This window comes from Roseateles sp. (assembly GCF_036486225.1).
Classification (GTDB): Bacteria; Pseudomonadota; Gammaproteobacteria; order Burkholderiales; family Burkholderiaceae_C; genus Roseateles.
Map to the genome: position 1 here is coordinate 1 of NZ_DASVNZ010000348.1, position 12,912 is coordinate 12,912.

General features: G+C 70.2%; 10 protein-coding genes. 3 read left to right on the forward strand and 7 right to left on the reverse strand.

Annotated elements, in window-relative coordinates:
• A partial coding sequence (locus tag VF536_RS22745) for a polysaccharide deacetylase family protein (RefSeq protein ID WP_331617180.1) occupies positions 1 to 2,561 on the reverse strand: 2,561 nt, incomplete at its 3' end.
• 159 nt (positions 2,562 to 2,720) lie between these two features.
• Here VF536_RS22745 and purB point away from each other — a divergent pair.
• Entirely contained in the window at positions 2,721 to 4,088 is a 1,368-nt protein-coding gene (purB, locus tag VF536_RS22750) for an adenylosuccinate lyase (RefSeq protein WP_331617181.1), read from the forward strand.
• Positions 4,089 to 4,220: 132 nt separating this feature from the next.
• Here purB and VF536_RS22755 read toward each other — a convergent pair whose 3' ends face one another.
• The 6 genes from VF536_RS22755 to VF536_RS22780 form a co-directional block, all read right to left on the reverse strand.
• Positions 4,221 to 4,655, reverse strand: coding sequence for a hypothetical protein (locus tag VF536_RS22755; RefSeq protein WP_331617182.1), 435 nt, complete (start codon positions 4,653 to 4,655; stop codon positions 4,221 to 4,223).
• Positions 4,652 to 4,948 (reverse strand): hypothetical protein, encoded by a 297-nt coding sequence (locus tag VF536_RS22760; RefSeq protein ID WP_331617183.1) that lies wholly within the window; start codon positions 4,946 to 4,948, stop codon positions 4,652 to 4,654. The genes VF536_RS22755 and VF536_RS22760 overlap by 4 nt, the downstream gene beginning before the upstream one ends.
• Positions 4,949 to 5,274: 326 nt before the next feature.
• Positions 5,275 to 5,847, reverse strand: coding sequence for an outer membrane beta-barrel protein (locus VF536_RS22765; RefSeq protein WP_331617184.1), 573 nt, complete (start codon positions 5,845 to 5,847; stop codon positions 5,275 to 5,277).
• A gap of 211 nt (positions 5,848 to 6,058) precedes the next feature.
• Positions 6,059 to 7,375, reverse strand: a complete 1,317-nt coding sequence (locus VF536_RS22770) for an ATP-binding protein (RefSeq protein WP_331617185.1) — start codon at positions 7,373 to 7,375, stop codon at positions 6,059 to 6,061.
• Positions 7,375 to 8,082: a winged helix-turn-helix domain-containing protein gene (locus VF536_RS22775; protein WP_331617186.1), complete on the reverse strand. Its 708-nt coding sequence runs from the start codon at positions 8,080 to 8,082 to the stop codon at positions 7,375 to 7,377. Before VF536_RS22775 ends, VF536_RS22770 begins: the two co-directional genes overlap by 1 nt.
• Before the next feature lie 120 nt (positions 8,083 to 8,202).
• Complete coding sequence (locus tag VF536_RS22780) at positions 8,203 to 8,970, reverse strand: GNAT family N-acetyltransferase (protein ID WP_331617187.1); 768 nt, start codon at positions 8,968 to 8,970, stop codon at positions 8,203 to 8,205.
• 69 nt (positions 8,971 to 9,039) lie between these two features.
• On the opposite strand from VF536_RS22780, the gene pyrF reads away from it, so the two are divergent.
• Together pyrF and VF536_RS22790 are read left to right on the forward strand one after the other, a co-directional pair.
• Complete coding sequence (gene pyrF / locus VF536_RS22785; RefSeq protein WP_331617188.1) at positions 9,040 to 9,870, forward strand: orotidine-5'-phosphate decarboxylase; 831 nt, start codon at positions 9,040 to 9,042, stop codon at positions 9,868 to 9,870.
• Between the two features lie 197 nt (positions 9,871 to 10,067).
• The coding region (locus VF536_RS22790) for a PAS domain S-box protein (protein ID WP_331617190.1) at positions 10,068 to 12,912 on the forward strand (2,845 nt) is incomplete at its 3' end.

Consider the following 12,912-nt stretch of genomic DNA (forward strand, 5'->3'; position numbering starts at 1 on the left):
CGCTCGCGGTAGAGCTGCAGGCCGCGGTCGTTGGCGCGTTGGGCGGTCACGCGGGCGCCGGCATCGACACGGGCGGTGGGAGCGGCCAGGGCCTGATCCTTGCCGTCCAGACCCTTGATGGTGACCTGCACGGAGGTCGCGCTCGCCGCGGGCGATCCCGGTGCGGCGCCGGTCGGCGCGGAGGCCTGCGCCACCGGCTGCAGCTGCGCGTTGCGGGCGTCGTCCGCCTGCTTGGCCAGCGCGCTGGTCTTGGCGTCGAGCTGGTTGCTGTCGCCGCTGAGCGCCTGCTCCTGCGTGGACGCGAGTTCGAAGATGAACTCGCCGCCCTCGCTGCCCGGCAGGCTGCCGAAGGCCGGCGTCTGGTGCGCGATCGCCGACACCGCCGGCGCCACGTAGGCGGCCAGCTCGGTCGCGGTGATGAGGCCGTCGCCGTTCAGGTCGGCCTTGCCGGACAGCGCCTGCAGCAGCGTCCAGGTGAAGACCGAATGCCCGCCCGGACCGTCGTCGGCGACCTGCTGGTCGGCGCCGCCGGCCGTCATCATCTGGCGGCCCAGCCGGCGTGCGTTGTCGCGCACGAAGTTCGAGCTGCCGCCCGGGGCGCCGCCGCGCGTCAGGCCCAGGCCCGAGTAGCAGGCATCGATGACGAAGAAGGCGTGCTTGGCCGGCAGCGCCTCGCTGAGCTCCTGCAGCTGCGGCATCGCGATCGCGTCGGTCTGCAGGTCGTCGGTGCCGGCGTCGACCGGGATGATGTAGCCGACGTCGCGCCCGCTCGGCAGCTTGCGCGTGCTGCCGTGGCCGGCGAAGAACACGAACACGCGGTCGTCACGCTTGAGCCTGCCGTCGCCGCCCTTGCGCGCCATGCCGTTGAGCGCGCGCAGGATGTTGGCGCGGGTCGCGTCGGCGTCGGTCAGCGTGGTGACGTTCTCGGGCCGGAAACCGAATTGCGTCTGCAGCGTCTCCTGGATCGCGCGGGCGTCGCGCACCGCATGCTGCAGCCGCGGCCAGGCCTTGTACTGGTCGATGCCGATCACGAGCGCGACGCTGTCGCGATAGAGGTTGGCGCCGGCGAGTTCCGGCGGTGTCGCGTCCGCGGCGGGCGTGTCGGCCGCGACGATCTTCCCGTCCTTCCAGGCCGCGAACTTGTAGCCCTCGGCCTTGAGCTGGTCGAGCACCAGCGGCAGCGCCTCGACGGTGCGCGCATGGATGTCATGGAACAGCACGATGCCGCGCTGCTGCTTGCCGAGTTCCCCCAGCACGCGCGCCGCGATGGACTTGGGGATCGGATCCGACCAGTCCAGCGAGTCGACGTTCCACATCATCGAGCGCAGCTTGAGCGCCTCGATGGCGCCCAGCGCCGCGTCGTTGCGCGCGCCGTAGGGGAAGCGGAACAGCGCCTGGCCGTCGCGGCCGGCGGCGTCCAGCAGCGCCTCGGTCGAGCTCGCTTCCTGGCGCACCTTGTCGAGCTCGAACTTCGACATCACGCCGTGGCTGAAGCTGTGGTTCGCGATCGGGTGACCGGCGGCGAGCACGCGCTTGGCGACCTCGCTGCCGGGACCGGGCTTGACCTTGCCGTTGGCGTCGACGCTGCCCAGGTTGCGGCCCAGTTCGAAGAACACGGCCGGCGCCTGGTAACGCTTGAGGATCTCCAGGATCTCGTCGGTGTAGCGCGGGTGCGGGCCGTCGTCGAAGGTCAGCAGCACCGTCTTGGGCGGCAGCTGGCGGCCGAAGAACTCGCGCTCCGCCTTGGTCGGTCCGCGTGTCGCGGCCGGTGCCTGCGCGGACGCCGTGGCGGGAGCCACCGGCGTGGCGTCGTCCGGTCCTTCCGTGACGCTCGGACGCGCCTGCAGGTCCGGCAGGATGGTTGCGTAGTCCTTCAGGATGCGGTCGCGCGCGTACAGGCCCTTGAGCTTGGCGACGTAGTCGGTCCACTTCTCGCGCTTGGGCACGATGCCGCGCTGCGCGAAGCGGCCGAAGGTGTCGCGCAGTTCCTGCTCGTAGGCGTTCTCGATCTCGGCCAGCACGCTCAGGTCCTCGCCCGCGCGCTTGGCCAGCTTGAGGCCGGCGATGCTCTGCGAGGTCGAGAACTGCTGCGCCAGCTGCGACAGGAATTCCTTGAAGGCGAGCCGGTCGGCGTCGAACCACGACGGCTCCTGCTCGACGCGGTCCAGCAGCTCCGACAGCGCGGCCAGGCCGGCGGGGTCGGTGCTCTTGGCCGCGGTCTCCCCGAGCGCGCGGATGCTCTCCTGCATGTCGTGGAAGAGCAGCATGCCGACGGCGCGCACGGCGTCGCGCTCGGCGGGCTTGAGCGCGGCTTCGCCGTCCATCAGCACGATCATCTGGCGATAGCGCGCGAGCACCTCATCGCTCTGCTTGAGCAGCGTGGCGCTGACGGCCGGATTGGCGGAAGCCGCCTCCAGCGGCGCCAGTGGCCGGGGCGCGTCGCCGGCGGGCTTGCAGCCGCTCATCAGGGTCATGGTGACGGCGGACGCCGCGGCCATGACGAGCGTGCGCGTCTGGGCGGTCATCCAGACGGCGCCCTTGCGTTGACTTCTCTCTTGCATGCCTTCCCTCGAACCTTCCCTCAAAGTCCCTGCGACGGATCCGCCGGAGGCCCTCCCTGGGGCGACGGCTGGCCGGAGCGGGGGCCATTGTGACCCGCTCTGTAGAATCCCCGGGTTTGTCCCACCCCCTGAATGGCCGGTTCCGGCCCCCCGCGCGCCATGAATCTCTCCGCCCTCACCGCCCTGTCGCCCCTGGATGGCCGTTACGCGTCGCGCATGGCCGCGCTGCGCCCGCTGCTGTCGGAGTTCGGACTGATGCACCGCCGAGTCCAGGTGGAGATCGAATGGTTCATCGCGTTGTCCGACGCGGGCCTGGCGGAACTGAAGCCGCTGTCGACCGCCTCGCGGGAATTCCTGCGGGCGCTGGTGGTCAACTTCTCCGAGGCCGACGCGCAGGCGATCAAGGACATCGAGAAGACGACCAACCATGACGTGAAGGCGGTCGAGTACTGGATCAAGCAGCAGTTCGCCGGCAAGGCGGAGCTGGAAGGCGCCGGCGAGTTCGTGCACTTCGCCTGCACCAGCGAGGACATCAACAACACCAGCCACGGCCTGATGCTGAAGGCCGCGCGCGATCAGGTGATCCTGCCGGCGCTGGACCGCGTCATCGAGAAGATGACCGCGATGGCCCAGGCCCACGCCGCCGCGCCGATGCTCAGCCGCACGCACGGCCAGACCGCCAGCCCGACGACGGTCGGCAAGGAGATCGCGAACGTGGTGGCGCGCCTGCGCCGCGCCCGCACCGTCATCGCCGAGGTGAAGCTGCTGGCCAAGATGAACGGCGCCGTGGGCAACTACAACGCCCACCTGTCGGCCTATCCCGAGAAAGACTGGGAAGCGTTCAGCCGGTCGGTGATCGAGCAGCAGCTGGGCCTGACCTTCAACCCGTACACGATCCAGATCGAGCCGCACGACTACATGGCCGAGCTGTTCGACGCCGTGACGCGCGCCAACACCATCCTGGTGGACTGGTCGCGCGACGTGTGGGGCTACGTGTCGCTGGGTTACTTCAAGCAGAAGACCAAGGCGGGCGAGATCGGCTCGTCGACGATGCCGCACAAGGTCAACCCCATCGACTTCGAGAACGCCGAGGGCAACTTCGGCCTGGCCAGCGCGGTGCTGACCCACCTGAGCCAGAAGCTGCCCATCTCGCGCTGGCAGCGGGACCTGACGGACTCGACCGTGCTGCGCAACATGGGCGTGGCGCTGGGGTACGCGCTGCTGGGCTACGACTCGCTCACCAAGGGCCTCGACAAGCTGGAACTCAACCAGGCCGCGCTGGACGCCGACCTGGACTCGTCTTGGGAAGTGCTGGCCGAGCCGATCCAGACGGTGATGCGCCGCTACGCGCTGCCCAACCCGTATGAGCGTCTGAAGGAACTGACGCGCGGCAAGGCGATCACGCGCGAATCGATCCAGACCTTCATCCAGGGACTGGAGCTGCCCGAAGCCGAGAAGCAGCGTCTGCTGGCGATGACGCCGGGCAACTACACCGGCACCGCGGAGGCGCTGGCGAAGCGGATCTGATCTGGTCGATCGATCGAGACCAGGCGATCGGCCTGATCGCAAAAAAGGGGCAGTGCATACAGGCACTGCCCCTTTTTGCTATCGAACCTCCTGGCCAGGCGCCTGGATCAAGCGCCCGGATCAGGCGCCGGATCAAGCATCCCGATCCGCCGTCGCCGGCTGACGCCAGCGGCGCACGACCAGGACCACGCAGCTGGCGATCCAGGCCGCGGCGGTGACCGCGAGCACCGTGCCGACCAGCGGTTCCGGCGCGAGCGCCGCGATCGCCAGGAAGGCCTCCGCGCCGATCGCGGCGACCAGGGCCCCGAGCACGGCGACGGCGGCCCGCGAGACGCGGGGACGCGTGCCATCCATGGCCGCGGCCAGGAAGACCGCCGTCACGCGGAAGACGACGGCGCCCCACACCAGCGCGCCCACGATCGCCAGGAAGAGCTCGGTGTACGACCAGGCCGAGCAGCATCCCGGCAGCGCGAGCACGAGACGGGCACCCGCGCCTGCGGCGATCACGCGCGCCACCGTCCGGGGCAGGCCGCCCTTGGACGGCCATGCGGGGGCATAGTCGCTCACCGCGTGACGTTGCAGGCCTTGGAGTACATCGCCGCCAGGCCGCCGCCGATGGACCAGCCGCCGAGCACGCTGATGAAGCTGCCGCCCATGCCGCCGAAGGTGGCGCCGACGCCGCTCCAGGCCAGGATGGTGTTGGCGCAGGCGGTGGCGTCCGCCGTGGCGCGGCCTTCCGGCGAACCGGCCCAGGAGTCGCCGCCGTGCACGGCGTCGATCTCCGTGTCGGTCAGCTCGCGGAACTCCAGGCCGTGCGAGTCGAAGGCGTTGGGCATCGCCGCGGTCATTGCGGGAGTCATGTCAGAAATCATTGCGGTCATGTCGATGTTCTCGAAGGAAAGTGGCACTCCCGACCTTGGCGTCGAGGAGTCACGCCGTCGGGGTGACGGCGCCCATTCATTCCATCGGGAACGGGCCCGCGCGCCCATGGCCCGGCTGTGCGTCGATGAGGCCGGCCTACGGGCCCTCAACACGGATCGGGCCTGTCCGATCGTCATGAAAAAAGGGCAGTGCATTTCTGCACTGCCCTTGCACCTGGCGGGGAATCGGGGTTCGGGTGTCGCTCGGAGCAGCCCCCGTCAGGCGCCGGTGCCGGGGGGAATCGGCACCGGTCAAACGCGGTTGATCAGAACTGGTAGGCGAGGCCCATGCTCAGACGATCGTCCTTCTTGTCGAAGCCGTTGGCTTGCGGCATGTTGTTGAAGCGGGTGGCTTCGGCGCGCAGCGAGACGTTCTTGGTCAGTGCGTAGTCGACACCGACGCCCAGCTTCAGGCCGGTCTTGTCCTTGTCGCCCAGGCCGTTGTTGAAGTCGCGCTGGGCGTACGCCAGACCCACCTTGCCGTAGACGCCGAAGCCGGAGCCCAGCGGCGCGCGGGCGATGCCGTCCAGCGAGTACACCTTGTTCTTCGCGGTCACGCCGCCGAAGTCGACCTTGCCCAGGTCGGTGTAGGCCACTTCAGCGGCGAAGTTCTCGTTGAACTTGTAGCCGCCGAAGATGCTGTAGCTGTCCGAGGTGCGCTTCTGCGCGTTGCCGTCCACACGCTGCGTCGTCTTGCCGACGTCGCCGCCGATGTAGTACGGGGTCACCGGATCGGCGTGCGCGACGCCGACGCCCAGGGTCAGCGCGACGGCCGCTGCAGCCAGCAGGCCGGCCTTCTTGCCGTTGATCGACGTGCGGGTGTTGTTGTTGCTGTTCATCTGGAACTCCTTCAGAGCTGTTGATCGATCTGTCGTTCCGGGTCGCCTGGGTCAGTGATCAGGCTCGTTCGACATGGAGCTCATTCTGGGAATTCGACCCCGCCGCGTCTGTGGCGCGAGTTGAGCGCTTGTGTGACGGTCGATGACAGCCGCGTACGCAGCGCTTGACGAAGCTTCACGCAGGGCGGAGAGCGCCCATCGAATCGATGCTTCAGGCCGCTTCAGCCGGCCAGTACAGTAGCAGCCGCGCGCCGCCGAGGCGCGGCGCTTCGCCCAGTCGCGCATGCCCGCCATGCGCATGCGCCACGTGTCGCACGATGGCCAGGCCCAGGCCGAAGCCGCGCGTCCCGCGCCCTTTGCGTTCGAGTCGCTTGAAGGGCTCGAACGCCGCTTCGCGCAGCGCCGGCGGCACGCCCTCGCCGTCGTCGTCGATCGCGAGCCAGAGCTGCCCTGCCTCGACCCACGCCGTCAGCAGGATGCGGCCCTTCGCGTACCGCGCCGCGTTGCGCAGTCCGTTGCGGATCGCGTAAGGCAGCAGCCGTTCATCGAAAGGCAGCACATCCGGCAATCGCAGGTCCGTATCCAGCGCCTTGCCGTCGAGCAGCGGCGCCAGCGAGGCCGCTTCCTTCGCGAGCATGTCGCCCAGGTTGCCCTGCATCACATGCGGCTGCAGCGCGCCCATGTCGAGCCGCGCCAGGGTGAGGCTCGCGTCGATGAGTTCGTCGAGCTCGGCGATGTCGCGCTCGCAGGCCATCACGGCCTGTTCACGGCGATCGCGGTCGTCTTCGTCCACGAGCGCATCGACCGCAAAACGCAGCCGCGCCAGCGGCGTGCGCAGTTCATGCGAGACCGCCCCGGTCAGCTCACGCTGCGTCGCCATCGCGGCGGCCAGCCGCTCCAGCATCGCGCGCGTCGCCGCAGCCACCGGCGCGAAGAGTCGACTCTTCAACGGCGGCAGCTCGGTATCGAGCCGCCCCGCGCTCAATCGCTCAGCCGCGCGCTGCAAGCCGCGCAGGTCGCGCCACAAGGGCCTCAACTGCCACCACGCGATCAGCGCGACCGCCAGGGCGATCACCACCGCGACGCCCAGTTGCGCCGCAAGCTCCTTCGGCAGCTCGCCCGCCCGCTTGGAATCGAGCGGTCCGAGCAGCAGCAGCTGATCGGGCTCGCCCGGCAGCGCCGCATAGATGCGGCGGTTGAAGCCGGTCACCAGCACCTCGCCGCGCTCGAGCCGGCGGCGCTGGTCCGCGCTGAGTTGCGCGAGGTCGGTGCGGATCAGTCGCACGGGATAGTCGAACTGCGCGTCGAGCTCGCGCACCCGCTCGCGCCGCGCCGGCGGATCGAGCGGCGAGAGATCCCGCACCAGCAGGTCCACCGTGCCGCGCATGAAGTTGCGGACGTAGTCGTTGGTGACCTCGGAGGCGCCGATCAGCACCAGCCCCTCGACGAGCAGGATCAGCGCCAGCACCGCCAGCCCCAGTCCCAGAGCCATCCGCAACAGCGAGGCGCGCAGCGTGATCGCGGCCATCAGTCGATCGCGAAGAGGTAGCCCTGCCCGCGCACCGTCTTGATCCGCACCGGCGCCTGCGCGTCGTCGCCGATCTTCTTGCGCAGCCGCGAGATGCGCGCGTCGATCGCGCGGTCCAGGCCGTCGAACTCCAGCCCGCGCAGGCCCTGCATGATGTCGTCGCGGCTCACGACCTGCCCCGCGCGATGCGCCAGGAAGTTCAGCAGCTCGTACTCGGCGGTCGTGAGGATGACGGGCTCGCCGTTCAGACGCAGCTCGCGCGACTGCGGCAGCAGCGTCAACGGACCGAAATGCAGCGCCTCGCCGATCGGGTGCGCCGCCGGCAGCGCGTCGCGGCGCAGCAGCGCCTTCAGCCGCGCCAGCAGCACGCGCGGCGCCACCGGCTTGGCGATGTAGTCGTCCGCGCCGCCCTCCAGGCCCAGCACCTGGTCGATGTCGTCGTCGCGCGCGGTCAGCATCACGATCCGGCCTGGGAAATCGCGGCGCGTGTCGCGCAGCACGTCGAAGCCGTCCTTGCCCGGCAGGTGGCCGTCCAGCAGCACCAGTTCGAAGGGCTCCTGCCGCATCAGCGCCTCGCCGGCCAGGCCGTCGCCGCAGACGGTCACCGCGTAGTTGGCCTTGCTGAGCGCGTCGGCCACCAGTTGCGCCAGGCGCTCGTCATCCTCGATGAGCAGGATGCGCGCGGCGGGCTGAGCAGAAATGTCCATGGCACCGAGCATAGGCCAGGGCCTCCCCCGCCGACTTCAGCCACGCTTAAGCGCGCCTGCGCACGCGCGCGTTTCCGGCGCGAGTTCCCGGCGCGCGTTTCCAGTTTCGGTCTCCCGGCCTCAGCGATCGGCCGGCACGTCCAGCCGCCACCCCGCGGGCGTGCGCACCGCCCGCAGCGTCGGATCGTCCGCCAGCGGCGCCCAGCGCTGCGCCAGGTGGTCCAGCGCCTGCGGGGACAGGTCGGTGCGGCTGGCCATCACGCGATCGACGACTTCCGGCGTCACGCAGGCCATCAGCGCCGCCCGCGCCGGTCCGCGCAGCGCGGCATGCCAGCGGCGTCGCAGCGCGGCGATCTCGTCCGCGTCGGAAAGCGGTGCCGGGTCATGCCAGGAATACACCCGCGACAGGCCTTCGTGCGCCTCGGTCTGCTGCAGCCCGTCGTCGCTCATGCCGATCGCGAGCAGCACGCGCCCCGACGGATGGTTCTCGGGCGCCGTCGTGCCCAGCAGATGCCGCAGGCCGAGCACCTGGCGGCAGTAGTCGAAGGTGGCCGAGGCGGCTTCCCGCGCGTAGCCGTGGCCCCAGAACCGCGCCGGGAAGCCGTAGCCGATGTCCGGATGCGGCAGGCCCTCGCGCTGGATCACGCCGGCCAGGCCGAGCAGCTCGCCGTCCTCGATCCGCTCGACAGCCCAGAAACCGAAACCGAGCAGCCAGTACCGCGCCTCCAGCCGCTCGCGGATCCAGGCCGCCGCCTGCTCGTCGGTACGCACCTGCGCGTCGTAGATGTGTTCGATCCAGGCCGGCTCATTGAGCAGCCCGCGGACGAAGGCCGCATCCGACTGCCGGAACCACCGCAGGCGCAATCGCGCCGTTCTCAACACGTCCATCCCCGCCTCCCTGGGCCCGGGGACGTCGCCCCGGAGGTCATCTCAAGCAAAAGCGGGACAATACCGCACATGAAATTCATGTCGAAGCTGCAGGCCGCCGAGCGCCTGAACGACTCCCTGCTGTGCGTCGGGCTGGATCCCGATCCCGCGAAGTTCCCGACCCACTGGAAGGGCGACGCCGGCCGGATCTACGACTTCTGCGCCGCCATCGTCGACGCCACCAAGGACCTGGTGAGCTCGTACAAGCCGCAGATCGCCTACTTCGCCGCGCACCGCGCCGAGGACCAGCTCGAGCAGCTGATGGCCCACATCAAGCGCAACGCGCCGCACGTGCCGGTGATCCTGGACGCCAAGCGCGGCGACATCGGCGCCACCGCCGAGCAGTACGCCCGCGAGGCCTTCGAGCGCTACCAGGCCGACGCGGTGACGCTGTCGCCCTTCATGGGCCGCGACAGCGTCGAGCCCTACCTGCGCTACGCCGACAAGGGCGCTTTCCTGCTGTGCCGCACCTCCAACCCCGGCGGCGACGACTGGCAGATGCAGCGCCTGGCCGACGTGCCGGGCCAGCCGCGCCTGTTCGAGCACCTGGCCGCATTGGCCCAGGGCGACTGGAACGTCAACGGCCAGCTGGGCCTGGTGGTCGGCGCGACCTACCCGAAGGAGATCGAGCGCGTGCGCGGGCTCGCCCCGACCCTGCCGCTGCTGATCCCGGGCGTGGGCGCCCAGGGCGGCGACGCGGCCGCCACGGTCGCGGCCGGCTGGCGCAAGGACGCCGGCACGGTGATCGTGAATTCCTCCCGCGCGGTGCTGTACGCGTCCGCCGGCGAGGACTTCGCCGCCGCCGCCCGCCGTGTGGCGCTGGCGACACGCGACGCCTTGCGCCCGGCGAAGCCGGCCTGATCCCCAGGCGCTGACGCCCGCCAATTAATTGGCAGAAACCCCGAACGCGCACCGAACTGGACGCGTTTGGGGATTCCTCTCCTCTTCAGAACACCCCCCGCTCGCCGAGACTCCGTTACCGGACGTTGCAATCCGGGCCGCCGCGCGCCGATCCGGCACGCCGCTCGCCCCGGAACCTTTCCAAGGAGAGAAAGGGCATGTCCATACACAACGAGTTGGGGCGGGGTCGAGTGAGCAAGGATTCCCAGGACGATCTGAGCAGTCTGGTGGGGCACGAACTGTCGCGCGGCGACAGCCTGCCCGCGAAGCTGCAATGGCGCGCCGCACGGCTGTTCATGGCCGCGTGCGTGCTGCTGTCCGGCATGGCCGGCCTGCTGCTGCTGGCCAGCGCCGGCGCGTCGGAACCCTTGGGCGGCCTGCTGCCGCCGGTGCTCGCCCTCGTGACCACCTTCGCCGGACTGGCGATGTTGTGGCGGCTCCCCGCCCACCATGGTCCCGCGGCGGCGGTCGCGTTGATGTGCCTGGCGATGGCCACGGCGCTGTCGCTGGCGGTCTCGCGCCAGCTCGGGCTCAACGCCGCAAGCCTGGGGATCATGGGCCTGATGGTCGCGCTGGGCACCGGCATGATCGGCCTTGGCGCGGGTCTGTCGCTGTTCGGGCTGGGACTGGCCGCGCTGGGCGGGCTGGCGTCGGCGGAACTGGGCGGCTGGATCCAGGTCGGGACCGCGCCGGTCGGGCTGACCGCCCGGCTGCTGACGCAACTGCTGCTGCTGACCTCGGGGCTGGTCGTCGGCCTGGGCACGGCCAAGCTGATCCGGCGGGCGATGCAGGAGGTCAACGACCGGCACGCGCGCTTCCGCCACCTGCTCAACATGGCGGCGGACTGGTACTGGGAGATGGACCGCCAGTTCCGCTTCACCCACCTGACCGAACACAACCCCGGCGCCTCGGGGCTCTCGATGGCGGAGCGGCTCGGCCGTGCGCCGTGGGAGATCGAACACCTGGGCCTCTCCGACGAGGAACTCGACGCGCACCGCGCCGACCTCGAATCCCATCGCCCGTTCCGCGGCCTGGTGATGCGCCGCACGTCCGAGGACGGCGCGCTGCATTACGTGTCGATCAGCGGCGAGCCGCGCTTCGACGCCAAGGGCAACTTCCGCGGCTACTGGGGTGTGGGCCGCGACGTCACCGACGAGGTCCAGACCGAGCAGGCCATGGTCGCGACCGAGACGCGCTATCGCGAGCTGTTCCGCCGCTCGCCCTCACCGCTGGTGCTGCACCGCTGGGGCCGGGTGATGGACGCCAACCCCGCGGCGATGGCGATGTTCGGCTACACACAGCGTTCATCGATGATCGGCCAGGATCTGTTCTCGCACTACGAGCCCGGCGACGAGGAACGCGCCCGCCAGCGCGCCGCCAAGATCGAGGCGCTGCCTGTCGGCGCGATGCTGCCGATGACGGAATTCCGGCTGCGGACGTTGTCGCGCCGGCGCCGCCTGGTGCAGGCCACCAGCGTGCGCGTGGATGCGGCCACCGGCCCGGCGACACTGTCCTTCTTCATCGACCAGACCGAGACCTCGCGCGCGCAGGACGCATTGCGGCGCTCGGAGGCGCTGCTGTCCCACCTGTTCGCGACCAGCCCCGACGTCGTCACCCTGACCGAGACCGTCAGCGGCCGCTACGTGATGGTCAACAAGACCTTCGAGCTGGTCAGCGGCTACACCGCCGACGAGGTCCTGGGCCGCAGCTCGGAAGAGCTCGGCATCTGGCAGGACATCGCCGACCGCGAGCGGCTGGTCGAGGCGCTGCGGCTGCACGGCCGCGTCAGCGATCTGCCGGCAAGCTTCGTCAACCGGCGCGGACAGCCGATCCCGATGCTGCTGTCGGCGGCGCCGTTCGTGATGGACGGGATGTCCTACCTGGTCGTCAACTCGCGCGACGTCAGCGACACCGAGCGCACCCGGCTGGTCCACGCGGCGATCCTGGAGAACGCGTCGATCGGCATCGCGCTGACGCGCGACCAGCATTTCGTGCAGGCCAACCGGCTGGTGGAGGAGATGTTCGGCTGGCCCGCCGGCGGGCTGATCGGCCAGGCGGGCAGCGTGGTGTGGCCCAACCCCGAAGACTACGAGGCCGTCGGCCACGAACTCGGACCGCGACTGGCGGCGGGTGACCAGGTCGAGGTCGAACGCCTGATGCGGCGCCGCGACGGCAGCCGCTTCCTGTGCCGGATCCTGGCGCGGGCCGTGGACCCGAACCACCCGAGCCGCGGCGGCACGATCTGGATCATGGAAGACGTGACCGAGCGCCGGCGCGTCGAAGCCGCGCTGGCGCAGGCCAAGGACGAGGCGCAGGCCGCCAACCGCGCCAAGAGCGCGTTCCTGGCCAACATCAGCCACGAGATCCGCACGCCGCTGAACGGCCTGGTCGGCCTGGCGCGGCTGCTGCAGCAGCCGGACCTGAACGGTGACACGCGCAGCCACTACCTGGACCAGATGGTCGATAGCGCGGAGAGCCTGTCGGGCCTGATGTCGGACATCCTGGACCTGTCCAAGATCGAGGCCGGCCGACTGACGCTGGAGACGGTGCCTTTCGCGCTGCGCGACATGCTGGCGACGATGCGCATGGGGTACCTGACGCTGGCGCAGGCGCGCGGGCTGGGGTTCAGCATCGACGTCGAGGACGCGGTCCCCGCCTGGGTCATCGGCGATCCGGTGCGCACGCGGCAGATCCTGAGCAACTACCTGAGCAACGCGTTGAAGTTCACCGAGCAGGGCCGCGTGGCGGTGCGGGTGCGCCAGCTGGACGAGCGCCGCCTGCGCGTCGAGGTCAGCGACACCGGCCCCGGCATCGCCGAGGCGATGCACGAGCGGCTGTTCCAGCCCTTCACGCAGGCCGACGAATCGACCACGCGCCGCTACGGCGGCACGGGCCTGGGCCTGTCGATCTGCCGCGAGCTGGCGACGCTGATGGGCGGCGACGTGGGCGTGGACAGCGCGCCGGGCGCGGGCGCGACCTTCTGGGCCGAGCTGCCGCTGCCCG

Coding starts and splice junctions, on each gene's coding strand:
- purB (WP_331617181.1), top strand. CDS start 2,721: ATGAATCTCTCCGCCCTCACCGCCCTGTCGCCCCTGGATGGCCGTTAC.
- VF536_RS22760 (WP_331617183.1), bottom strand. CDS start 4,948: ATGACTCCCGCAATGACCGCGGCGATGCCCAACGCCTTCGACTCGCAC.
- VF536_RS22765 (WP_331617184.1), bottom strand. CDS start 5,847: ATGAACAGCAACAACAACACCCGCACGTCGATCAACGGCAAGAAGGCC.
- VF536_RS22770 (WP_331617185.1), bottom strand. CDS start 7,375: ATGGCCGCGATCACGCTGCGCGCCTCGCTGTTGCGGATGGCTCTGGGA.
- VF536_RS22775 (WP_331617186.1), bottom strand. CDS start 8,082: ATGGACATTTCTGCTCAGCCCGCCGCGCGCATCCTGCTCATCGAGGAT.
- VF536_RS22780 (WP_331617187.1), bottom strand. CDS start 8,970: ATGGACGTGTTGAGAACGGCGCGATTGCGCCTGCGGTGGTTCCGGCAG.
- pyrF (WP_331617188.1), top strand. CDS start 9,040: ATGAAATTCATGTCGAAGCTGCAGGCCGCCGAGCGCCTGAACGACTCC.